We start from the raw sequence: 22592 nt of genomic DNA, 5'->3' as shown, positions 1-22592 counted from the left end.
AATCATGGAGTGTGGGCCCATGTCCTTTGCGGTAATTCAAATGGTCAGCCAAAGTGATGTGCTGACCAACCTGATCCAGGCCCGACGCTTGCTGGAACAAGCGGCGATGGGCGGTGCGACGCTTGCCGTGCTGCCGGAAAACTTCGCGGCCATGGGGCGTCGTGATGTGGCCGATATCGGTCGCGCCGAGGCCTCGGGTGAAGGCCCGATCCTGCCGTGGTTGAAACAGGCAGCCCGCGACCTCACCTTATGGATAGTGGCCGGTACATTGCCATTGCCACCCGAGGGCCAGCCGAATGCCAAGCCCAACGCCTGCTCGCTACTGATCGACGATCAGGGCCAGATCGTCGCCCGTTACGACAAGCTGCACTTGTTCGATGTCGATGTCGCCGATGCCCGTGGTCGTTATCGGGAGTCTGACGACTATGCTTTCGGTGCCAAAGTGGTGGTGACGGATACACCGGTGGGTCGACTGGGGCTGACCGTGTGTTATGACCTGCGTTTCCCCGAGCTGTACAGTGAGTTGCGCGCAGCGGGCGCAGAGCTGATCAGCGCACCCTCGGCTTTTACTGCGGTGACGGGAGCGGCGCATTGGGACGTACTGATTCGCGCACGCGCCATCGAGACCCAATGCTACGTGCTGGCGGCCGCACAAGGCGGCGTGCACCCCGGGCCGCGGGAAACCTTTGGACATGCGGCGATTATCGACCCTTGGGGGCGAGTGCTGGCACAACAGGATCAAGGCGAAGCGGTGTTGTTGGCCAAGCGCGATAGCAGTGAACAGGCGTCGATACGGGCGCGCATGCCGGTGGTGAACCATCGGCGCTTTTTCTCGCAGGGCGCCCAGCGGCCTGCTTCAGAATGATGAATTTAAGGCCAAACCTATGAGCGAGTTGTTGTCCTCAGTCAGTGAACACCTCCTGGCACCCGGTGGCGTGACCATCGAAAGCTTGCAAACCGTGCTGGGCGATCTGGCCGGGCCGGGCATCGACGCAGCCGACCTGTATTTCCAGGGGCAGATTTCCGAGTCGTGGGCTCTTGAAGACGGCATCGTCAAGGAAGGCAGCTTTAACCTGGACCAAGGTGTCGGCGTGCGCGCGCAATCGGGTGAGAAGACCGGTTTTGCCTACAGCAACGCAATCACCCTGGAAGCCCTGGGCCTGGCGGCCCGTGCGGCGCGTTCGATCTCTCGTGCCGGTCAAAACGGCACGGTACAGGCGTTCAGCACCCAGGATGTGGCCCAGCTCTACGCACCGGATAACCCTTTGGAAGTCATCAGTCGTGCAGAAAAGGTTGAGCTGCTCAAGCGTGTCGACGCGGCCACCCGAGCTCTGGACCCGCGCATTCAGCAGGTGACCGTGAGCATGGCCGGTGTGTGGGAGCGCGTCCTGGTGGCGTCCACCGATGGTGGGCTGGCGGCGGATGTGCGGCCGTTGGTACGTTTCAATGTCAGCGTGATCGTCGAGCAGAACGGCCGTCGCGAGCGCGGCGGCCATGGCGGCGGCGGGCGTACCGACTACCGCTATTTCCTGGCTGACGACCGTGCCATGGGCTACGCCCGGGAAGCGCTGCGCCAGGCATTGGTCAACCTGGAGGCCATTCCGGCACCAGCGGGGACTTTGCCGGTGGTACTGGGTTCGGGTTGGTCCGGGGTTTTGCTGCACGAAGCGGTGGGCCATGGGCTGGAAGGCGACTTCAACCGTAAGGGTAGCTCCGCCTACAGCGGACGCATGGGCGAGAGGGTGGCTTCCAAACTATGCACCATCGTCGATGACGGCACCCTGGCCGGCCGCCGTGGCTCGCTGAGTGTTGATGATGAAGGTACACCGACCGAGTGCACCACCCTGATCGAGAACGGCGTACTCAAAGGCTATATGCAAGACAAACTCAACGCGCGCCTGATGGGGGTGGCCCGTACCGGCAACGGCCGCCGCGAATCCTATGCGCACCTGCCGATGCCGCGCATGACCAATACCTACATGCTGGGAGGCGAAAGCGACCCGGCGGAAATCATCGCTTCGGTGAAACGTGGGATCTACTGCGCCAACCTCGGCGGCGGCCAGGTGGATATCACCAGCGGCAAGTTTGTGTTTTCCACCAGCGAGGCGTACCTGATCGAGGACGGCAAGATTACCGCGCCGGTCAAGGGGGCGACGTTGATTGGTAACGGGCCGGAGGCCATGAGCAAGGTGTCGATGGTCGGTAATGACCTGTCGCTGGACAGTGGCGTCGGTACGTGCGGGAAGGATGGGCAGTCGGTGCCGGTGGGTGTCGGCCAGCCCACGCTGAAAATTGATGCGATTACCGTCGGGGGTACGGGGTCGTAAGCCGGGGAGCTTCGGGTGGCGAAGGTCGCCACCCGGGGAAGAGGATCAGCGCAGGCCGCGCTGCGTCTCATCCAGCTCACGGATGTACTTGAAGATTTTACGGCTGGTGGCCGGCGCCTTGTTGTGCGCCAGTTCATGTTGGGCCTGACGGATCAGGGAACGCAGTTGCTGGCGATCCGCTTCCGGGTAGTCCACCACGAATTTCTCCAGCACGGCGTCGTCGCCCGATATCAGGCGGTCACGCCAACGTTCCAGGTTATGGAAGCGTTCGTTGTACTGGCGAGTGGAGGCATCGGTTTGATCAAGCAAGGCCAGAATCGCGTCAGTATCTTGATCGCGCATCAGCCTGCCGATAAACGCGATATGCCGTTTACGCGCGATATTCGCGGTGTGCTTGGGCGCATCCGCCAGCGCCCGGCGCATTTCGTCGGTCAGTGGCAGTTTCGCAATCAAGTCTTTCTTGAGCGTTGTAAGGCGCTCGCCAAGGTCAACCAGAGCATGCAGCTCGCGTTTGACCTGGGATTTGCTTTTCTCCCCATCGAGGGAGTCGTCGTAAGAATCAACCATGGTGGCAGTCCGCAAAGAAACGCCGCCATGATAACCAGTCGGGGGCCGCTTGTCCGGCCCGGTCGCTCGATGGCCTTAACCGAAAGCAGAATTTGAGTGGAGAAAACCATGAGTGCAGCCCAAAGCGTCGGTCCGCAAGCTTTACCGGCACTGCAGGAACAAGTCGAGCAGATCCTTGCCGAGGCCAAGTGCCAGGGGGCCAGCGCCTGTGAGGTGGCGGTGTCGCTGGAGCAAGGGCTGTCTACGTCGGTGCGTCAGCGCGAAGTGGAAACCGTCGAGTTCAACCGCGACCAGGGTTTTGGTATTACTTTGTATGTGGGGCAACGCAAGGGCTCGGCCAGCACGTCGGCCAGCGGCCCGGAGGCGATTCGCGAGACCGTCGCGGCTGCCTTGGCCATCGCCAAGCACACCTCTGAAGATGAAAGTTCGGGGTTGGCCGACAAAGCGCTGATGGCTAAAGACCTGAAGGATTTCGACCTGTTCCATGCCTGGGATATCACGCCTGAGCAAGCGATCGAGCAGGCGCTGAAGTGCGAAGCGGCTGCGTTTGACGCCGATGCCCGCATCAAGAACGCCGATGGCACCACCTTGAGTACGCATCAGGGCTGCCGCGTTTACGGTAACAGCCACGGTTTTATCGGTGGTTACGCGTCCACCCGTCATAGTTTGAGCTGTGTGATGATCGCCGAAGCCAATGGCCAGATGCAGCGTGATTACTGGTACGACGTGAATCGCCAGGGCGATCTGCTGGCGGACCCGGTCAGTATCGGCCAGCGCGCTGCACAACGCGCCGCCAGCCGCCTGGGTGCGCGCCCGGTGCCGACCTGTGAAGTGCCGGTGCTGTTTTCGGCGGAACTGGCTGGGGGGTTGTTCAGCAGTTTCCTGGGGGCGATTTCCGGCGGCAACCTGTACCGCAAGTCCTCGTTCCTTGAAGGCGCAATCGGCCAGAAGCTGTTCCCTGAGTGGATGACCATCGATGAGCGCCCGCACCTGATGCGTGCCATGGGCAGTTCGGCGTTCGATGGTGATGGCCTGGCGACGTATGCCAAGCCGTTTGTCGAGAAGGGCGAGCTGGTGTCCTACGTGCTGGGCACTTACGCCGGGCGCAAGCTTGGCTTGCCGAGTACTGCCAACTCCGGTGGCGTGCATAACCTGTTTGTGACTCACGGTGCCGAAGACCAGGCTGCCTTGCTGCGTCGTATGGGCCGGGGCCTGCTGGTGACCGAGTTGATGGGCCATGGTTTGAATATGGTGACGGGTGATTACTCTCGCGGTGCGGCGGGTTTCTGGGTGGAAAACGGTGAGATTCAGTTCGCCGTTCAGGAAGTGACCATCGCCGGCAATATGCGCGACATGTTCAAGCAGATCGTGGCAGTGGGTAATGACTTGGAGCTGCGCAGCAACATTCGCACGGGGTCGGTACTGATCGAGCGAATGACCGTCGCCGGCAGCTGATCACACAGCGCTTCATAAAAAAGCACGCCATCCCGAAGATGGCGTGCTTTTTTTTGGCTATGTAAAAGTCGAACTGAATTTCTCGTCTTGTTTTGATTCTTAATATCATTTAATAATGAATATCATTATCGAGCGAGTGTAGATCATGAGTTCTGTCCTGCATGAGGATCCGTACCTGGAAAGCTGGCGCTGGATGAGCCGTCAGATCCGCTGCGGCCTCGATCCCAATGAGCCTCGCCTGATCGAACATTACCTCAACGAAGGTCGATACCTGGCGTGCTGCACTGCGACCCATCCGTGGACGATCGCCGAAACCTCATTCCGTCTCTTGATCGATACCGCCAGTGATACCGCCTTGCCGTGGCACTGGCGATCCCTGTGCCTGGATCAGGCATGGCGCCCATTGCGTGACCTGGAAAAACTCTCCCGCTGCGCCTGCCGCCTCAAGCGCTGGCAGACCTTTGCCTGGCAATTGGCGACCTGCCAATTGTTGCCATCACTTTCTCACTCTGACCTGGTGCAAGGATCTAACGATGAGTAACACCCGTATCGAACGCGACAGCATGGGCGAACTTCAAGTGCCTGCAGACGCGCTGTATGGCGCGCAGACCCAGCGCGCGGTGAACAATTTCCCGATCAGTCACCAGCGCATGCCGGCGCAATTCATTCGAGCCTTGATCCTGGCCAAGGTGGCTGCCGCCAAGGTCAATGTCGACCTCAAACAGATCAGCGAAGCACAGGGCAAGGCCATCGTCGATGCCGCCCAAGGCTTGCTCGAAGGTGATTTCATGCCGCACTTCCCGGTGGATATCTTCCAGACCGGGTCGGGCACCAGCTCCAACATGAATGCCAATGAAGTCATTGCAACTCTGGCCACCCGTTTGCTTGGTGAGGCAGTCAACCCCAACGATCATGTCAATTGCGGCCAGAGCAGCAACGACATTATCCCGACCACTATCCATGTCAGCGCCGCGTTGGTGCTGCATGAGCAAACGTTGCCAGCCCTGCTGCATCTGGTTCAGGTGATCGAGCAAAAGGCCGAAGCCGTCCATCCCTTCATCAAGACCGGCCGCACCCACCTGATGGACGCCATGCCGGTGCGCATGAGCCAGGTGCTCAACGGCTGGGCGCAGCAACTCAAGGCCAATATCGGGCATTTGCAGGACTTGCTGCCAAGCTTGCAGGCCCTGGCTCAAGGGGGCACGGCTGTCGGCACCGGAATCAACGCACACCCGGAGTTCGCTGCACGTTTCAGCCAGCAACTGAGTAGTTTGACCGGCGTGAAATTCACGCCGGGCAAGAACCTGTTTGCCCTGATCGGTTCCCAGGACACTGCCGTCGCCGTTTCCGGTCAATTGAAAGCCACCGCCGTCTCACTGATGAAAATCGCCAACGACCTTCGCTGGATGAACTCCGGTCCCCTCGCCGGGCTTGGCGAAATCGAGCTGGAAGGGCTGCAGCCGGGCTCCTCGATCATGCCGGGCAAGGTCAACCCGGTGATCCCGGAGGCGACCGCCATGGTGGCCGCGCAAGTGATTGGCAATGACTCGGTGATTACCGTCGCCGGCCAGTCGGGCAACTTCGAGCTGAACGTGATGCTGCCGATCATCGCCCAGAACCTGCTCAGCAGCCTTGAATTGCTGGCCAATTCCAGTCGATTGCTGGCGGACAAGGCCATCGCCAGCTTCAAGGTCAATGAGGCCAAGCTCAAGGAAGCGCTGTCGCGCAATCCGATCCTGGTCACCGCGCTCAACCCGATCATTGGCTACCAGAAGGCCGCCGAAATCGCCAAAAAAGCCTATCAACAAGGCCGGCCGGTGATTGACGTAGCCCTTGAACACACTGACTTGCCCCGTAGTCAGCTGGAAATGCTGCTGGACCCGGAAAAACTCACGGCCGGCGGCGTGTAATCACCGACTCTGCTTTGGAGGCTTACCATGGAGCACTGGAAACGCACGATCGAACGCGCCAATCGCTGCTTTATGCAGGGTGAGTTGGTCGACGCCCGCGAGGCCTATTTGCAAGCCCTGGCCCTGGCTCAAGTGCTGTTTGAGCGCTGGGCGGACGCCGAAGAAGCAGTGGCGGCCTGCGTCATTTCCCATCACAACCTGGCGGACCTGCACCTGCGCCTGAACCAGCCGGAAGAAAGCGCGGAATACCTCTGCGCCATTCACCAACGCCTGTTGCAGACCCTGCAGGACCCGCGTCTGAGCCCGCAGTTGCGCGAGGCGGCGCTGCGCCAGAGCAGCAAGACCTATGTCGAGTTGTTGAATTTCATCAGCGATCACGGTGAATACCCACGTACTCATCGCTTGTTGGGCGGCGCTGCGACGCAACCGGATGCGTCGACCCGCAACAACCCTTATTACGGAGCGCATTGATATGACCTACACCTTGCCTGCCTTGCCTTATGCCTACGATGCCCTCGAGCCGCATATCGATGCACAGACCATGGAAATTCACTACACCAAGCATCACCAGACTTATATCAACAACCTCAACGCGGCGGTTGACGGGACTGAGTTCGAGGGCTGGCCGGTAGAGAAACTGGTGTCCAGCGTCCAGCAATTGCCTGAAACACTGCGCGCGGCAGTGATCAATCAGGGCGGCGGTCATGCCAACCACTCGCTGTTCTGGGCAGTGATGTCACCCAAGGGCGGCGGCCAGCCCGAGGGCGTGCTGGGCCGGGCTATCGACGAGCAATTGGGCGGCTTTGAGCGTTTCAAGGAAGCCTTTACCAAAGCCGCGCTGACCCGTTTCGGCAGTGGCTGGGCCTGGCTCAGTGTCACTCCAGGCAAGACCCTGGTGGTGGAGAGCAGCGGCAATCAGGACAGCCCGTTGATGAGCGGCAATACGCCGATCCTCGGCCTGGATGTCTGGGAGCACGCCTACTACCTGCAGTATCAGAACCGTCGCCCGGAATACATCAATGCCTTCTACAGCGTCATCAACTGGCCGGAAGTCGCCGCTCGTTATCAGGCTGCCTTGGCCTGACACTCACCTCCCTATAACAAGATCCAAGGGTGACCAATGGGCACTGAAACACTGACGATCGGCAGCGGGCGCCTGTTTCGCTATGCGTTTGGCTCGCTGCTGCTATTGGCAGGTACTGCGTTGCTGGTAGCCCATGGGCTGGCCTGGTTGGGCCTGGAACCACGCATTCTGCGTGCCCTGCAGGGCGGGGCGATCTGTGCGCTTGGCACGGCGTTGGGGGCGGTCCCGGTGCTGGTGATTCGGCGCATGCCGGTCGCACTGAGTGATTCCCTGCTGGGATTTGGTGCGGGGGTGATGTTGGCGGCGACCGCGTTCTCGTTGGTCGTGCCGGGTATCTCTGCCGCCCAGAACCTCGGGTTATCGCCCTGGGGCGCGAGCGGATTGATCAGCTTCGGCATCATGCTGGGTGCTTTCTGGCTGTATCTGGTTGATCGCAAGGTTTCTGGTGCCAGCCCCGAAATATTGGTGGGGACACCGGACAAGCCGGTAATCCCGCCGCGTATGTGGCTATTTGTGTTCGCGATCATTGCCCACAACATTCCGGAAGGTATGGCGGTGGGCGTCTCCGCTGGGGGTGGCGTACCCGATGCCGACAGTTTGGCCATGGGCATTGCCCTGCAGGACGTGCCTGAAGGTCTGGTGATAGCGCTGGTATTGGCGGGGGCAGGGATGTCACGGTTTAAGGCATTCTTGATCGGTGCTGCATCCGGGTTGGTCGAGCCTGTCTTTGCCGTGCTTTGCGCATGGCTGGTAAGCCTGGCCGAGGTGCTGTTGCCATTGGGGATGGCGTTGGCCGCCGGTGCGATGTTGCTGGTGGTAACCCATGAAGTGATCCCCGAATCGAGGCGCAATGGTCACGAAAAGCTCGCCAGCCTGGGGCTGTGTATCGGGTTTTGCCTGATGATGGTCATGGATACTGCGTTGGGGTGAAGCCGTTTCAGCTCCACGCAGTTTTCAACGGGTGGGTTTACTCACCCTCATCAAAGTAGTTGTTGATCAACTTCACCAAGGCGTCCATCGCTTCCTGTTCCTGCTCGCCTTCCGTCTTCAGGTGGATCCGGGTGCCCTTGCCGGCAGCCAGCATCATCATGGCCATGATGCTTTTGCCATCGACCATCGATTCCGGGGTGCGGCCGGCGCGAATCTGGCAGGGGAACTGCCCGGCAACGCCGACGAATTTGGCGGAAGCCCGGGCGTGCAAGCCGAGCTTGTTGATGATTTCAATTTCCAGAGCGGGCATCGCGGGGGTGTTCCTTTCAGCTAAGGTCGCGGTGGCGAACCTGGACGTTCTTGAGGGTGTGTTGCAAAACCTGGCCCAGTCGTTCGGTCAAATAGACAGAGCGGTGATGGCCGCCGGTGCAACCAATGGCAATCGTGACATAGGCCCGATTGCTCGCGGCGAAGCGCGGCAACCATTTAAGCAGGTAAGTAGAGATATCCTGGAACATATCCTCTACATCCGGCTGTGCTGCAAGGTAGTCGATAACGGGTTGATCCAGCCCGGACTGGTCGCGCAGCTCTGGCTTCCAGTAGGGGTTAGGCAAGCAGCGGACATCGAACACCAGGTCGGCGTCCACCGGCATGCCGCGCTTGAAGCCGAACGACTCCACGAGAAACGCGGTGCCGGGCTCGGGCTGGTTCAACAGACGCAGCTTGATCGCGTCGCGTAGTTGGTACAGGTTGAGGCTGGTGGTGTTGATCTTCAGGTCGGCGAGGTCAATGATCGGCCCCAGCAACGTGGTTTCGTCCTCAATGGCTTCAGCCAGAGATCGATGTGGGCTGCTGAGCGGATGACGTCGACGGGTTTCCGAGAAGCGTTTGAGCAGCGTCTCTTCGTCGGCATCCAGATACAGCACGTCGCAATGAATGTGCTTGGCGCGTACTTCCTCGAGCAACTCCGGGAAGCGGGAGAGGTGGCTGGGCAGGTTGCGGGCGTCAATCGATACGGCCACCAACGGTTGCGCCAGTTCGGTATGGATCAACGCACGTTCCGCCAATTCAGGCAGCAGACCGGCGGGTAAGTTGTCGATGCAATAAAAACCGTTGTCCTCAAGAACATTGAGGGCGGTGCTTTTACCTGAGCCGGAACGGCCGCTGACGATGATCAAACGCATGATTACTGCCCGTTTTGTTCATCCAGGACAACCTGATAGAGCGCCTCGTTGCTGCTGGCGCTGCGTAGTTTGTCGCGTACTTCCTTGCGGTCGAGCATGCTGGCGATCTGCCGAAGCAGTTCCAGGTGTGCGTCGGTGGCAGCCTGTGGGACCAGTAGTACGAAGAGCAGGTCGACCGGGGCGCCATCGATGGCGTCGAAATCGATGGGCGCTTCCAGGTGCAGCAGGGCGCTCACGGGGGCTTCGCAGCCTTTGAGTCGGCAGTGCGGAATGGCGATGCCATTGCCAAAACCGGTAGAGCCGAGTTTTTCACGGGCAACCAGCGCCTCGAAGACATCCTGCATCTCCAGATCCGGCACTTCGCGGCTGATCAGGTTGGCAATTTGTTCGAGGGCTTTTTTCTTGCTGCCGCCCGGCACGTTCACAAGGGAACGGCCGGGGGTCAGGATGGTTTCAAGTCGGATCATGGGAGGGGAGTTAGCGACCTGTACCTTGCATCAGGTGCAGATTCTTTTCCTTATGCTTTATGAGTTGGCGGTCGAGCTTGTCGTAGAGCGAGTCGATCGCCGCGTACATGTCTTCATGTTCCGCATTGGCGACGAGCTTGGCATTCGGTACGTGCAGGGTGGCCTCGATTTTCTGCTTGAGCTTATCGACCTCCATGATGACCTGCACGTTGGTGATCTTGTCAAAATGCCCCGCAAGCTTGTTCAGCTTGCTTTCGGTGTATTCACGCAGGGGTTTGGTGACTTCCAGCTGGTGTCCACTGATGTTGACTTGCATACAGCTTCTCCTTCGTTGCCAGTGCATAAAGCGGCAGGCCGGGGTGCCTGCCACTGGAACGCTGTGGCCCGCCCGTCACATCAAACGCTTACGCTCGCTGGAAGGCGCGATCCCGAGGGACTCGCGGTACTTGGCGACGGTTCGACGGGCGACCTGAATGCCTTGTGCCTCCAGTAAACCAGCGATCTTACTGTCACTCAATGGCTTTTTCTGATTTTCCGCGGCAACCAGTTTTTTGATGATCGCGCGGATTGCCGTGGACGAGCATTCGCCGCCTTCGGAGGTGCTGACGTGGCTTGAGAAAAAGTATTTCAACTCATAAATACCCCGGGGGGTATGCATGAATTTTTGCGTGGTTACCCGGGAAATCGTCGACTCGTGCATGCCCACTGCTTCGGCGATATCGTGCAGCACAAGCGGTTTCATCGCTTCGTCGCCATACTCCAGGAAGCCGCGCTGATGCTCGACGATCTGGGTGGCCACTTTCATCAGGGTTTCGTTGCGGCTTTGCAGGCTCTTGATGAACCAGCGGGCTTCCTGCAATTGGTTGCGCATGAAGGTGTTGTCGGCGCTGGTGTCGGCGCGGCGCACAAAGCCTGCATATTGCGGGTTGACTCGCAGGCGCGGCACCGACTCCTGGTTCAGCTCGACGAGCCAGCGCTCATTGTCCTTGCGCACGATTACGTCGGGCACGACATACTCGGCTTCGCTGGACTCGATTTGTGAGCCTGGGCGCGGGTTGAGGCTCTGTACCAGCTCGATCACCTGGCGCAGGTCGTCTTCCTTGAGCTTCATGCGGCGCATCAACTGGCTGTAGTCGCGGCTGCCCAGCAGGTCGATATAGTCGGTCACCAGGCGCTGGGCTTCGAGCAGCCAGGGGGTCTTGGCGGGCAGTTGGCGCAGTTGCAGCAGCAGGCACTCGCTGAGCGTACGGGCGCCGATGCCGGCGGGCTCGAACTGCTGGATGCGGTGCAGGACGGCTTCGATTTCGTCCAGTTCGATGTCCAGTTCCGGGTCGAATGCCTCGAGGATTTCATCAAGGGTTTCGTCCAGGTAGCCCTGGTTGTTGATGCAGTCGATCAGGGTGACGGCGATCAGGCGGTCGGTGTCGGACATCGGCGCCAGGTTCAACTGCCACAACAGATGGCTTTGCAGGCTCTCGCCGGCGGACGTGCGGGTGGTGAAGTCCCACTCGTCATCGTCGCTGCTGGGCAGGCTGCTGGCACTGGTCTGGTAGACGTCTTCCCAGGCGGTATCCACTGGAAGCTCGTTGGGGATGCGTTCGTTCCATTCGCCGTCCTCGAGGTTGTCCACCGTAGGGGCGGTTTCCTGATAGGAGGGTTCCTGCACGTCGGAGTTGGGTTTTTGCTCGATGTTGTCGGCCAGCGGGTCCGTATTATCGAAGTCGTCGCCGTCTTCCTGGCGTTCGAGCATCGGATTGGACTCCAGGGCCTCCTGGATTTCCTGTTGCAGGTCCAGGGTCGACAATTGGAGCAGGCGGATGGCCTGTTGCAGCTGCGGTGTCATCGTCAGCTGCTGGCCCATTCTCAGGACTAGCGATGGTTTCATGGCAGGGGCTTAACACCTTATTCGCCGGCGCATTGCGCCATCCACGACAGGGCGCGTGAGCGCCAAACATAAGCAAATTATATGCCTGATATCGGGGGCTTTGCCTAGAGCGCGGTAACAATAAAAAGCCTGAGGTTTTTATTGACTACCGCGCGCATTGGCCAATAGCCGTGACACCGCGGTGTTTACAGGCGGAACTCGTGGCCCAGGTACACTTCCTTGACCAGTTCGTTGGCCAGAATGGTCGCGGAGTCACCTTCGGCGATCAGTTGGCCATCGTTGACGATATAGGCGGTTTCACAGATATCCAGCGTCTCGCGAACGTTGTGATCGGTGATCAGTACGCCGATGCCCTTGGCCTTGAGGTGGTGGATGATCTGTTTGATGTCGCCAACCGAGATCGGGTCGACGCCGGCAAACGGTTCGTCCAGCAGGATGAACTTCGGTGCGGTGGCCAGGGCGCGGGCGATCTCCACTCGGCGACGCTCACCACCGGACAGGCTCATGCCGAGGTTGTCGCGAATGTGGTTGATGTGGAATTCCTGCAGCAGGCTTTCCAGCTCTTTGCGGCGGCCATCACGGTCGAGTTCCTTGCGGGTCTCCAGAATCGCCATGATGTTGTCGGCCACCGACAGTTTGCGGAAGATCGACGCTTCCTGCGGAAGATAGCCGATACCAGCCCGAGCACGACCGTGCATGGGCTGGTGGCTGACGTCCAGGTCGTCGATCAGTACGCGACCCTGATCCGCCTGGACCAGGCCGACGATCATATAGAAGCAAGTGGTCTTGCCGGCACCGTTGGGACCGAGCAAACCGACGATCTGGCCACTGTCGATCGACAAGCTGACGTCGCGCACGACCTGACGGCTTTTATAGGCCTTGGCCAGATGCTGGGCTTTCAGGGTTGCCATTACTCGGCCTTCTTCTTCGGCTGGATAACCATGTCGATACGCGGACGAGGTGCCGTGACCTTGTTGCCATTGGCACGACCGGCGTTGGCGATCTGTTTCACGGTGTCATAGGTGATTTTTTCACCTTCCGTGGAGTTGCCGTCGGTGCTGATCACTTTGGCCTGGTCGATCAAAATGATGCGGTTTTGCTGGGCGTGGTACTGGATGGTCTTACCGTAGCCCTTCATCGGTCCCGGATCGGTCGCGGCTTGCTTCTGCTCGAAGTAAGCCAGGTTGCCCACCGAGGTCACCACGTCGATGTCGCCAGCGGGGGTGCGAGTGAGCGTCACCGTGTTGCCGGTGATTTTCATCGAGCCCTGGGTAATGATCACATCGCCCGTGTAGGTAGCGATGCCTTTCTTGTCGTCCAATTGGGCATCGTTGGCCTGAATGTGGATCGGTTGCTGGCTATCGTTCGGCAGAGCCCAGGCGCTCACGCTTCCCAGTGCTGCGCCCAGACCGAGCAAAATAGGGAGGGTTTTAACGAGCCTCATACTGTCCTCTTACGTTCGATAGCAGGTGTATCCTGCTTTCTTTCAAATACGCTTTCATTCCCTTGCCAGTCGATACACCGCCAGCGCCGTCGATTCTAACGTCTTGCTCGGTCTGCGCATATTGCTGTTGTGGGAATACGGTCATGCGACTGCTGGTGATGATGGTGTCGCGCTTCTGTTCGTCGGTGCGCGCAATGCGTACCGAGTCGATCAACTCTACCTGGGTGCCGTCCGGGTTGACTTCGCCGCGCAGGCTCGTGACATGCCAAGGGAACTCGGTGCCACGGTACAGGTTCATGTCCGGGTTGGTCAGCAAAGTGACCTCGGACGCTTTCAAATGTTCGACCTTGTCTGCCGTCATCTCGTACTGCACTTTGCCATCGGGCAGGAACTGCACGCTGTAGGCGTTGGTTGCGTAATAGTCGATAGCGCCTGCATCAACCTGTACGACAGGTTTGTCGAGGAAGCGCTCCGGGCTGATATTCCAGTAGCCCACCGCCAGGAAGATCGCGGCGATGACTCCGAATAACAGGAAGTTGCGAATCTTTTTGCTCAGCATAAAACGCTCTATAGGTAGGCGGCGTGGGCCGCTTCAAGACTGCCCTGGGCGCGCAGGATCAATTCGCAGAACTCGCGGGCGGCACCTTCACCGCCACGGGCAGTGGTGACGCCATGCGCGTGTTCACGCACAAAGGCTGCGGCGTTCGCGACGGCCATGCCCAGGCCCACCCGGCGAATGACCGGCAGGTCGGGCAGGTCATCGCCCAAGTAGGCGACCTGCTCATAGCTTAGGTTGAGTTGGCCAAGAAGCTCGTCCAGAACCACCAGTTTATCCTCACGGCCCTGATAGAGGTGAGGAATCCCCAGGTTTTGTGCGCGGCGTTCCACAACGGGTGTCTTTCGACCGCTGATAATCGCGGTTTGCACGCCCGCGGCCATCAACATTTTGATGCCTTGGCCATCAAGCGTGTTGAAAGTCTTGAATTCGCTGCCATCCTCGAGGAAATACAGGCGGCCATCGGTCAGCACGCCATCGACGTCGAAAATCGCCAGTTTGATGTTCTTGCCGCGTTGCAGCAGGTCGTCGGTCATTTACATCACTCCCGCACGCAGTAAGTCGTGCATGTTCAACGCGCCAATCGGGCGGTCGTCGCTGTCGACTACCACCAGCGCGCCGATCTTGTGGTCTTCCATGATTTTCAGGGCTTCGGCCGCGAGCATTTCCGGGCGGGCCGTCTTGCCGTGGGGCGTCATCACCGCATCGATGGTTGCGGTGTGGATATCAATGGTACGGTCCAGGGTTCGGCGCAGGTCGCCGTCGGTGAAGACTCCGGCCAGGCGTCCGTCGGTCTCCAGGATCACGGTCATGCCCAGGCCCTTGCGGGTCATCTCCATCAACGCGTCCTTGAGCAACGTGCTGCGTTGGACGTGGGGTAGTTCATCGCCGGCATGCATGACGTTTTCCACCTTCAGCAGCAGGCGACGGCCCAGGGCGCCGCCCGGGTGGGAGAACGCGAAGTCTTCAGCGGTAAAGCCGCGAGCCTCCAGCAGCGCTACGGCCAGGGCGTCGCCCATGACCAGGGCCGCGGTGGTCGAAGAGGTGGGAGCCAGGTTCAGTGGGCAGGCTTCATGGGCCACATGCACGTTCAAGTTGACTTCGGCAGCCTTGGCCAGCGTCGATTCCGGGTTGCCGGTGAGGCTGATCATCTTGATGCCCAGGCGCTTGATCAGCGGCAGCAAGGTCACGATTTCGTTGGTGGTGCCGGAGTTGGACAGCGCCAGGATGATGTCATCCTTGGTGATCATGCCCATGTCGCCATGGCTGGCTTCGGCCGGATGTACAAAAAACGCGGTGGTGCCGGTGCTTGCCAGTGTGGCGGCAATCTTGTTGCCGACATGGCCGGATTTGCCCATGCCGACCACGACAACGCGGCCCTTACTGGCCAGGATCATCTCGCAGGCGCGCACGAAATCCGCGTCGATATGGGCCAGTAAACCTTCTACGGCTTCCAGTTCGAGGCGAATGGTACGTTGTGCGGATTCAATGAGGTCGCTGGATTGGCTCATGTCTGAAGTCGTATAGCCTGACGAAAAGTCGGCGATTATAGCGGTAATGATCAATTCCCTCACGCAAGTTCGTCAGGCTTTATTCGCTGAGCGCTTGAGATTCGTGCTCAGCAACGTTTTTTCCCTGTCGTGAATCTGAACAAGCGCTGTTCCGGCCTTGGGGGCGCTGTACCAGCAGTGATATAGTTCGCCGCCAGTTCGGTCCGCTCAGCCCATGTGGATAATTATTGCGCAGGCGTTGCTAACGAAAGTCGCATACCGGGTGTCTGAGTGAAAGGCTGCATCCCAAGGAGATTAGATGAGTGCCGATAACGCCTACGCGGTCGAGCTGAAGGGCCTTACCTTCAAGCGCGGGACGCGCAGCATCTTCAATAACGTCGATATTCGCATTCCCCGTGGCAAGGTCACGGGAATCATGGGGCCTTCCGGCTGTGGCAAAACCACCTTATTGCGCCTGATGGGCATGCAATTGCGCCCCAGTGCCGGTGAAGTGTGGGTCAATGGCCAGAACCTGCCGACGCTGTCGCGCAGCGATCTGTTCGATGCGCGCAAGCACATGGGGGTGCTGTTCCAGAGCGGCGCGCTGTTTACCGACCTCGATGTTTTCGAAAACGTAGCGTTTCCGCTGCGGGTGCATACCCAGCTGTCCGACGAGATGATCCGTGACATCGTGTTGTTGAAACTGCAGGCCGTTGGCCTTCGTGGTGCCATCGACCTGATGCCCGACGAGTTGTCCGGCGGCATGAAACGCCGTGTCGCCCTCGCGCGGGCTATTGCCCTCGACCCACAGATCCTGATGTATGACGAGCCTTTCGTCGGCCAGGACCCCATCGCCATGGGCGTGCTGGTACGCCTGATCCGCTTGCTCAATGATGCGCTGGGGATCACCAGCATCGTGGTGTCCCACGATCTGGCCGAGACCGCGAGCATCGCTGACTACCTCTATGTGGTGGGTGATGGCCAGGTGCTGGGGCAGGGTACGCCGGAGGAGCTGATGAATGCCGATAACCCGCGTATCCGCCAGTTCATGACCGGCGATCCCGATGGCCCGGTGCCTTTTCACTTTCCGGCAGCGGACTACCGCTCAGATCTTCTGGGGAAGCGCTGATGCGCAAGACATCTCTTATCGAGAAGGTTCGCCTTTTCGGCCGCTCAGGCATCGACATCGTCGAAGTGCTGGGTCGCTCGACTATTTTCCTGTTTCACGCCTTGCTCGGTCGCGGCGGCATCGGCGGCGGCTTTGGGTTGCTGGTCAAACAGCTGCATGCGGTCGGCGTGATGTCCCTGGTGATCATCGTCGTCTCGGGCGTATTCATCGGCATGGTGCTAGCGTTGCAGGGCTTCAATATTCTTTCCAGCTACGGTTCGGAGCAGGCGGTAGGGCAGATGGTCGCCCTGACGCTGCTGCGTGAGCTTGGTCCGGTGGTCACCGCGTTGCTGTTCGCCGGGCGCGCCGGTTCGGCGCTGACTGCCGAGATTGGCAACATGAAGTCCACCGAGCAACTGTCCAGCCTGGAAATGATCGGCGTAGACCCGCTCAAATACATTGTTGCCCCGCGCCTGTGGGCCGGCTTCATTTCCCTTCCATTGCTGGCGATGATTTTCAGCGTGGTGGGTATCTGGGGCGGCTCTTGGGTGGCGGTGGACTGGCTGGGGGTCTATGACGGCTCCTACTGGGCCAACATGCAAAACAGCGTGACGTTCAGTGGCGATGTGCTCAACGGCATCATCAAGAGTATCGTTTTTGCCTTTGTAGTGACCTGGATCGCCGTATTCCAAGGCTACGACTGTGAGCCCACCTCAGAAGGGATCAGTCGCGCCACCACCAAGACCGTTGTGTACGCCTCGCTGGCCGTACTGGGCCTTGACTTCATTTTGACCGCCTTGATGTTTGGAGATTTCTGATGCAAAACCGCACTGTGGAAATCGGTGTCGGCCTTTTCTTGCTGGCTGGCATCCTGGCTTTACTGTTGCTGGCGCTGCGCGTCAGCGGCCTTTCGGCCAGCCCCACCGCCGATACTTATAAACTTTACGCATACTTTGACAATATCGCCGGTTTGACGGTCAGAGCTAAAGTGACCATGGCCGGTGTGACCATCGGCAAGGTCACGGCAATCGATCTGGATCGCGACAGCTTCACCGGCCGAGTGACCATGCAGGTGGATAAGAAGGTAGATAATCTGCCGACGGACTCCACTGCATCTATCCTCACTGCGGGTCTGCTGGGCGAAAAATACATCGGTATCAGCGTGGGCGGGGAAACAGCCCTGCTCAAGGATGGTTCGACAATCCACGACACACAGTCGTCGTTGGTGCTTGAAGACCTGATCGGTAAATTCCTGCTCAATACGGTCAATAAAGACGCCAAATGAGGAACCTGTTCATGATCTCTACCTTGCGACGCGGCCTGCTGGTACTGCTTGCAGCGCTGCCGCTGATGGCCAACGCGGCAGGTTCTGCGCACGATCTGGTGCAGGACACGACCAACAAGATGCTGGCTGACTTGAAAGCCAACAAAGAGCAATACAAACAAGACCCAAGCCAGTTCTACAACGCCCTGAACACCATTGTCGGGCCTGTGGTTGACGCCGAAGGCATTTCCAGAAGCATCATGACGGTCAAGTACTCGCGCAAAGCAACCCCAGCGCAGATGCAGACCTTCCAGGAAAACTTCAAGAGGGGCCTGTTCCAGTTCTACGGCAATGCGCTGCTTGAGTACAACAACCAGGGCATTACCGTTGCTCCGGCCGGCGATGAGTCGGGCGACCGCACCAGCGTGAACATGAGCGTCAAAGGCAACAACGGCGCCGTCTACCCTGTGCAGTACACGCTGGAGAAGGTCAACGGCGAGTGGAAGCTGCGCAACGTGATCATCAACGGCATCAATATCGGCAAGCTGTTCCGTGACCAGTTCGCCGATGCCATGCAGCGCAACGGCAACGACCTGGACAAGACCATCAATGGTTGGGCGGGTGAAGTGGCCAAGGCCAAGGAAGCTTCCGATAAAGAAGCTGGGAAGTCCGCACAATGACCGAGTCGGCTGTTCGTCTTGGCGATGCCGGCGAGCTGCTGCTCAGCGGCGTGCTGGACTACCGCACCGGGCCTGCGCTGCGCAAGCAGGGCCAGGCGTTGATCAAGTCCAGCACTTTGCCCGCTTTGGTGCTCGATTGCTCGGCAGTGACCAAGTCCAGCAGCGTCGGCTTGTCATTGTTGCTGTGCTTCATGCGTGATGCCGAGGCTGCGAAAAAGCCTGTGAGTATCCGCGCGTTGCCCGAAGATATGCGTGAAATTGCCCAGGTCAGTGGCCTGACCGAGCTGTTGGCGCATCCTTAATAGCTATTATCAAGAAAGCCCCCCGTCAGAGTCCTGCTATGCGGGGTTCGCAGGCGCGGGGCTTTTTTGTATGATGTGCGACCCGTGCGCACTGGGCGCCGATAGAGGTTGAGCATGCAGGCCCTAGAAGTTAAGAGCTTCCTTGAAGGAAAGCTGCCGGAAACGATCGTAGAAGTTGAAGGCGAAGGCTGCAATTTCCAGCTGAACGTGATTAGCGATGAACTGGCGGCATTGAGCCCGGTCAAGCGTCAACAGCAGATCTATGCCCATTTGAACCCGTGGATCACCGATGGCAGCATCCACGCGGTCACTATGAAATTTTTCAGCCGCGCGGCTTGGTCCGAGCGCACCTGAGCCCCCAAGGCGTCGAGATTCTTATGGATAAATTGATTATTACCGGTGGTGCCCGCCTTGATGGCGAGATTCGCATTTCCGGTGCGAAAAACTCCGCCTTGCCGATCCTGGCAGCGACCCTGCTGTGCGATGGCCCGGTGACTGTGGCCAACCTGCCGCACCTGCACGACATCACCACCATGATCGAACTGTTCGGTCGCATGGGTATCGAGCCGGTCATAGACGAGAAACTGGCGGTCGAAATCGACCCGCGCACCATCAAGACCCTGGTTGCCCCGTATGAATTGGTGAAAACCATGCGTGCGTCGATCCTGGTACTGGGCCCGATGGTTGCCCGTTTCGGCGAAGCCGAAGTGGCCCTGCCTGGCGGTTGTGCCATCGGTTCGCGCCCGGTTGACCTGCACATCCGTGGCCTTGAAGCCATGGGCGCGATCATCGACGTCGAAGGCGGCTACATCAAGGCCAAGGCGCCGGAAGGCGGCTTGCGTGGAGCCAACTTCTTCTTCGATACCGTCAGTGTGACCGGTACCGAGAACATCATGATGGCCGCTGCCCTGGCCAATGGTCGCAGCGTCCTGCAAAACGCCGCGCGTGAGCCGGAAGTGGTCGACCTGGCGAATTTCCTGATCGCCATGGGTGCCAACATCAGCGGCGCCGGCACCGACACCATTACCATCGACGGTGTGAAGCGTCTGCACTCGGCTACCTACAAAGTGATGCCGGACCGTATCGAAACCGGCACTTACCTGGTTGCCGCCGCCGTGACCGGTGGCCGCGTGAAGGTCAAGGACACCGATCCGACCATCCTCGAAGCCGTCCTGGAAAAACTCAAGGAAGCCGGTGCTGAAATCACCACCGGTGAAGACTGGATCGAGCTGGACATGCACGGCAAGCGGGCCAAGGCCGTTAACTTGCGCACTGCTCCTTACCCAGCGTTCCCGACTGACATGCAAGCGCAGTTCATTTCCTTGAACGCAATTGCCGAAGGCACGGGCGCCGTGATCGAGACCATCTTCGAAAACCGCTTCATGCACGTGTACGAGCTGCACCGCATGGGTGCCAAGATCCAGGTCGAGGGCAACACCGCTATCGTTACCGGCATCGATGAGCTCAAGGGCGCGCCGGTGATGGCGACCGACCTGCGTGCTTCGGCCAGCCTGGTGATTTCGGCACTGTGTGCCAAAGGCGACACCCTGATCGATCGCATCTACCACATAGACCGTGGCTACGAGTGCATCGAAGAGAAGCTGCAGATGCTCGGTGCGAAGATCCGCCGCGTACCGGGCTAGTCCGCTATCACTGTAGTGAGCGGGCTTGCCCCGCGCTGGGCTGCGAAGCGGCCCTAAAAATCTTGGGAGCGCTGCGCACTCCAGCGCGGGGCAAGCCCGCTCACTACAATGAAGTTTGCCGTTATTTCAAGTCGAGGCTGTAATGGCCTCGATCTGTGTCTGGCGCCGTTTGCGCCCGGACAGCAATAGCCTGATGAAGGACTGACGTTTCCTATGTTGACCATCGCACTGTCCAAGGGCCGCATCCTTGACGACACTTTGCCGCTTCTGGCTGAAGCGGGCATCGTGCCGACCGAGAATCCGGACAAGAGCCGCAAGCTGATCATCCCCACGACCCAGGACGACGTTCGCCTGTTGATCGTGCGGGCTACCGACGTGCCGACCTATGTTGAACATGGCGCGGCCGACCTCGGTGTCGCCGGTAAAGACGTGCTGATGGAATACGGCGGCCAGGGCCTGTACGAGCCGTTGGACCTGCGTATTGCCCTGTGCAAGCTGATGACTGCCGGTCGTGTCGGCGACGTCGAACCCAAGGGTCGTCTGCGGGTTGCCACCAAGTTCGTCAACGTTGCCAAGCGCTACTACGCCGAGCAGGGTCGTCAGGTCGACATCATCAAGCTCTACGGTTCGATGGAGTTGGCGCCGCTGATTGGCCTGGCCGACAAGATCATCGACGTCGTCGACACCGGCAACACCCTGCGTGCCAACGGCCTGGAACCCCAGGATTTCATTGCTGACATCAGCTCGCGCCTGATCGTCAACAAAGCTTCCATGAAAATGCAACACGCCCGTATTCAGGCGTTGATCGACACCCTGCGCAAGGCAGTGGAGTCTCGACACCGCGGTTGACCTACCCGCGCGGCCCTAGGTCGCGCCCGTCTATCCGCCTCATAGCCAGAATTCTCAGGTGCCCAAGCGGATCGACTGCTAACTTTCGGCGCCTGAGCATCTTTGCCAATCCTATGAGGCCCTCGCTATGACCACGTCCACTGCAATTGCCCGACTCAATGCTGCCGACCCGGATTTCGCCCATCATCTGGATCATCTGCTGAGCTGGGAAAGCGTGTCCGACGACTCGGTCAACCAGCGAGTGCTCGACATCATCAAGGCCGTGCGCGAGCGCGGTGACGCAGCGCTGGTGGACTTCACCCGCCAATTCGACGGCCTGGACGTCGAGTCCATGGCCGACCTGATCCTGCCCCGCGAACGCCTGGAACTGGCTCTGACGCGCATCACTGCAACCCAGCGCGAAGCTCTGGAAGTCGCGGCGGCGCGGGTACGCAGCTACCACGAAAAGCAGAAACAGGATTCCTGGAGCTACACCGAAGCCGATGGCACCGTGCTGGGCCAGAAGGTCACGCCGCTGGACCGCGCCGGCCTGTACGTGCCGGGTGGTAAAGCTTCGTACCCGTCGTCGGTGTTGATGAACGCGATCCCGGCCAAAGTGGCCGGCGTGACCGAAGTGGTCATGGTGGTGCCCACCCCGCGCGGCGAAATCAACGAGTTGGTGCTGGCGGCGGCGTGCATCGCGGGTGTTGATCGCGTGTTTACCATTGGCGGCGCCCAAGCCGTTGCAGCCTTGGCCTACGGCACCGAGAGCGTGCCGAAGGTCGATAAGGTGGTGGGGCCGGGCAACATCTACGTGGCCACCGCCAAGCGTCATGTGTTCGGCCAGGTGGGGATCGACATGATCGCCGGTCCTTCGGAAATCCTCGTGGTGTGCGACGGCCACACCGACCCGGACTGGATCGCCATGGACCTGTTCTCCCAGGCTGAGCATGACGAAGACGCCCAGGCGATTCTGGTCAGCCCGGACGCCGAGTTCCTCGACAAGGTCGCCGCCAGTATCGATAAGCTGCTGCCGACCATGGAGCGCGCCGAGATCATCGAGAAGTCGATCAATGGCCGCGGCGCGCTGATTCTGGCTCGCGACATGGAGCAGGCCATCGAAGTGGCCAACCGCATCGCGCCGGAACACCTGGAATTGTCCGTGGCCGACCCGCAAGCCTGGCTGCCGTCGATTCGGCACGCCGGAGCGATCTTCATGGGCCGCCACACCAGCGAAGCCCTGGGCGACTACTGTGCAGGCCCTAACCACGTACTGCCGACTTCCGGCACCGCGCGTTTCTCGTCGCCGCTGGGGGTGTATGACTTCCAGAAGCGTTCGTCGATCATCTTCTGTTCGCCGCAGGGCGCCTCCGAGTTGGGCAAGACCGCCTCGGTGCTGGCCCGTGGTGAATCGCTGAGTGCGCACGCGCGCAGCGCCGAATATCGCATCCTCAAGGGAGAGTAAGGC

Annotated in this window: 28 protein-coding genes; 17 read left to right on the top strand and 11 right to left on the bottom strand. The window is 59.7% G+C overall.

Annotated elements, in window-relative coordinates:
• The first annotated feature begins 19 nt into the window (after positions 1 to 19).
• Both C9383_RS10365 and tldD read left to right on the top strand, forming a co-directional pair.
• Positions 20 to 865, top strand: coding sequence for a carbon-nitrogen hydrolase family protein (locus C9383_RS10365; protein ID WP_090366760.1), 846 nt, complete (start codon positions 20 to 22; stop codon positions 863 to 865).
• 19 nt (positions 866 to 884) lie between these two features.
• Positions 885 to 2327: a metalloprotease TldD gene (gene tldD / locus C9383_RS10360; protein ID WP_060754936.1), complete on the top strand. Its 1443-nt coding sequence runs from the start codon at positions 885 to 887 to the stop codon at positions 2325 to 2327.
• A 45-nt stretch (positions 2328 to 2372) separates the two neighbouring features.
• Here tldD and yjgA read toward each other — a convergent pair whose 3' ends face one another.
• Complete coding sequence (gene yjgA / locus C9383_RS10355; RefSeq protein ID WP_060754937.1) at positions 2373 to 2894, bottom strand: ribosome biogenesis factor YjgA; 522 nt, start codon at positions 2892 to 2894, stop codon at positions 2373 to 2375.
• A gap of 108 nt (positions 2895 to 3002) precedes the next feature.
• Between yjgA and pmbA the strand changes: the two genes are divergently transcribed.
• From pmbA to C9383_RS10325, 6 genes are all read left to right on the top strand, one after another.
• Positions 3003 to 4349, top strand: a complete 1347-nt coding sequence (gene pmbA / locus C9383_RS10350; RefSeq protein ID WP_090366758.1) for a metalloprotease PmbA — start codon at positions 3003 to 3005, stop codon at positions 4347 to 4349.
• 145 nt (positions 4350 to 4494) lie between these two features.
• Positions 4495 to 4890 carry a FagA protein gene (locus C9383_RS10345; protein WP_090366756.1) on the top strand — a complete coding sequence of 132 codons (396 nt, stop codon included), beginning with the start codon at positions 4495 to 4497 and terminating at the stop codon, positions 4888 to 4890.
• Positions 4883 to 6259 (top strand): class II fumarate hydratase, encoded by a 1377-nt coding sequence (locus C9383_RS10340; protein WP_090366754.1) that lies wholly within the window; start codon positions 4883 to 4885, stop codon positions 6257 to 6259. Before C9383_RS10345 ends, C9383_RS10340 begins: the two co-directional genes overlap by 8 nt.
• Before the next feature lie 27 nt (positions 6260 to 6286).
• On the top strand, positions 6287 to 6730 hold the full coding sequence (locus C9383_RS10335) for a DUF2753 family protein (RefSeq protein ID WP_060754941.1): 444 nt from the start codon (positions 6287 to 6289) through the stop codon (positions 6728 to 6730).
• 1 nt (position 6731) lies between these two features.
• A complete protein-coding gene (locus tag C9383_RS10330; RefSeq protein ID WP_090366752.1) occupies positions 6732 to 7343 on the top strand; it encodes a superoxide dismutase in 612 nt (203 codons plus the stop codon).
• Between the two features lie 36 nt (positions 7344 to 7379).
• Positions 7380 to 8273 carry a ZIP family metal transporter gene (locus C9383_RS10325; protein ID WP_090366750.1) on the top strand — a complete coding sequence of 298 codons (894 nt, stop codon included), beginning with the start codon at positions 7380 to 7382 and terminating at the stop codon, positions 8271 to 8273.
• A gap of 37 nt (positions 8274 to 8310) precedes the next feature.
• Here the strand turns inward: C9383_RS10325 and C9383_RS10320 are convergent, their stop codons facing one another.
• The 10 genes from C9383_RS10320 to C9383_RS10275 all read right to left on the bottom strand — a co-directional run bounded on the left by C9383_RS10320 (position 8311) and on the right by C9383_RS10275 (position 15320).
• Entirely contained in the window at positions 8311 to 8583 is a 273-nt protein-coding gene (locus C9383_RS10320; RefSeq protein ID WP_060754944.1) for an HPr family phosphocarrier protein, read from the bottom strand.
• A gap of 16 nt (positions 8584 to 8599) precedes the next feature.
• Entirely contained in the window at positions 8600 to 9457 is an 858-nt protein-coding gene (gene rapZ, locus C9383_RS10315) for an RNase adapter RapZ (RefSeq protein WP_060754945.1), read from the bottom strand.
• A gap of 2 nt (positions 9458 to 9459) precedes the next feature.
• Positions 9460 to 9924, bottom strand: a complete 465-nt coding sequence (gene ptsN / locus C9383_RS10310) for a PTS IIA-like nitrogen regulatory protein PtsN (protein ID WP_090366748.1) — start codon at positions 9922 to 9924, stop codon at positions 9460 to 9462.
• A gap of 10 nt (positions 9925 to 9934) precedes the next feature.
• Positions 9935 to 10240 (bottom strand): ribosome hibernation-promoting factor, HPF/YfiA family, encoded by a 306-nt coding sequence (gene hpf, locus C9383_RS10305; protein WP_003171804.1) that lies wholly within the window; start codon positions 10238 to 10240, stop codon positions 9935 to 9937.
• A 75-nt stretch (positions 10241 to 10315) separates the two neighbouring features.
• On the bottom strand, positions 10316 to 11809 hold the full coding sequence (locus C9383_RS10300) for an RNA polymerase factor sigma-54 (RefSeq protein WP_090366745.1): 1494 nt from the start codon (positions 11807 to 11809) through the stop codon (positions 10316 to 10318).
• A gap of 185 nt (positions 11810 to 11994) precedes the next feature.
• Positions 11995 to 12720: an LPS export ABC transporter ATP-binding protein gene (lptB, locus tag C9383_RS10295; RefSeq protein WP_003171806.1), complete on the bottom strand. Its 726-nt coding sequence runs from the start codon at positions 12718 to 12720 to the stop codon at positions 11995 to 11997.
• Positions 12720 to 13253: a lipopolysaccharide transport periplasmic protein LptA gene (lptA, locus tag C9383_RS10290; RefSeq protein ID WP_090366743.1), complete on the bottom strand. Its 534-nt coding sequence runs from the start codon at positions 13251 to 13253 to the stop codon at positions 12720 to 12722. Before lptA ends, lptB begins: the two co-directional genes overlap by 1 nt.
• Positions 13240 to 13812: an LPS export ABC transporter periplasmic protein LptC gene (gene lptC, locus C9383_RS10285; RefSeq protein ID WP_060754949.1), complete on the bottom strand. Its 573-nt coding sequence runs from the start codon at positions 13810 to 13812 to the stop codon at positions 13240 to 13242. The genes lptA and lptC overlap by 14 nt, the downstream gene beginning before the upstream one ends.
• Positions 13813 to 13820: 8 nt before the next feature.
• Positions 13821 to 14345: a KdsC family phosphatase gene (locus C9383_RS10280; protein WP_090366741.1), complete on the bottom strand. Its 525-nt coding sequence runs from the start codon at positions 14343 to 14345 to the stop codon at positions 13821 to 13823.
• Positions 14346 to 15320 (bottom strand): KpsF/GutQ family sugar-phosphate isomerase, encoded by a 975-nt coding sequence (locus C9383_RS10275; protein ID WP_090366739.1) that lies wholly within the window; start codon positions 15318 to 15320, stop codon positions 14346 to 14348.
• Positions 15321 to 15618: 298 nt separating this feature from the next.
• Between C9383_RS10275 and C9383_RS10270 the strand changes: the two genes are divergently transcribed.
• From C9383_RS10270 to hisD, 9 genes are all read left to right on the top strand, one after another.
• Positions 15619 to 16428 carry an ATP-binding cassette domain-containing protein gene (locus tag C9383_RS10270; RefSeq protein WP_003171811.1) on the top strand — a complete coding sequence of 270 codons (810 nt, stop codon included), beginning with the start codon at positions 15619 to 15621 and terminating at the stop codon, positions 16426 to 16428.
• Positions 16428 to 17225 (top strand): lipid asymmetry maintenance ABC transporter permease subunit MlaE, encoded by a 798-nt coding sequence (gene mlaE / locus C9383_RS10265; RefSeq protein ID WP_060754952.1) that lies wholly within the window; start codon positions 16428 to 16430, stop codon positions 17223 to 17225. The genes C9383_RS10270 and mlaE overlap by 1 nt, the downstream gene beginning before the upstream one ends.
• On the top strand, positions 17225 to 17692 hold the full coding sequence (gene mlaD, locus C9383_RS10260; protein WP_010170575.1) for an outer membrane lipid asymmetry maintenance protein MlaD: 468 nt from the start codon (positions 17225 to 17227) through the stop codon (positions 17690 to 17692). The genes mlaE and mlaD overlap by 1 nt, the downstream gene beginning before the upstream one ends.
• An 11-nt stretch (positions 17693 to 17703) precedes the next feature.
• Positions 17704 to 18351, top strand: coding sequence for an MlaC/ttg2D family ABC transporter substrate-binding protein (locus C9383_RS10255; protein WP_090366737.1), 648 nt, complete (start codon positions 17704 to 17706; stop codon positions 18349 to 18351).
• The gene (locus C9383_RS10250; protein ID WP_090366734.1) at positions 18348 to 18653 is read left to right on the top strand and encodes an STAS domain-containing protein; all 306 of its coding nucleotides are present in this window, start codon (positions 18348 to 18350) and stop codon (positions 18651 to 18653) included. Before C9383_RS10255 ends, C9383_RS10250 begins: the two co-directional genes overlap by 4 nt.
• A 114-nt stretch (positions 18654 to 18767) precedes the next feature.
• Positions 18768 to 19007 carry a BolA family protein gene (locus C9383_RS10245; protein WP_060754955.1) on the top strand — a complete coding sequence of 80 codons (240 nt, stop codon included), beginning with the start codon at positions 18768 to 18770 and terminating at the stop codon, positions 19005 to 19007.
• Positions 19008 to 19030: 23 nt separating this feature from the next.
• Positions 19031 to 20296 (top strand): UDP-N-acetylglucosamine 1-carboxyvinyltransferase, encoded by a 1266-nt coding sequence (gene murA / locus C9383_RS10240; RefSeq protein ID WP_060754956.1) that lies wholly within the window; start codon positions 19031 to 19033, stop codon positions 20294 to 20296.
• Between the two features lie 213 nt (positions 20297 to 20509).
• On the top strand, positions 20510 to 21145 hold the full coding sequence (hisG, locus tag C9383_RS10235; RefSeq protein WP_003188599.1) for an ATP phosphoribosyltransferase: 636 nt from the start codon (positions 20510 to 20512) through the stop codon (positions 21143 to 21145).
• Between the two features lie 127 nt (positions 21146 to 21272).
• Positions 21273 to 22589 (top strand): histidinol dehydrogenase, encoded by a 1317-nt coding sequence (hisD, locus tag C9383_RS10230; protein ID WP_090366732.1) that lies wholly within the window; start codon positions 21273 to 21275, stop codon positions 22587 to 22589.
• The last annotated feature ends 3 nt before the right edge of the window (positions 22590 to 22592 follow it).

The sequence above is a fragment of the Pseudomonas palleroniana genome (genome assembly GCF_003031675.1).
Taxonomy (GTDB): Bacteria; Pseudomonadota; Gammaproteobacteria; order Pseudomonadales; family Pseudomonadaceae; genus Aquipseudomonas; species Aquipseudomonas palleroniana.
Note: the sequence above shows the minus strand (reverse complement) of the source record. Positions and strands in the feature narration are given on the sequence as shown.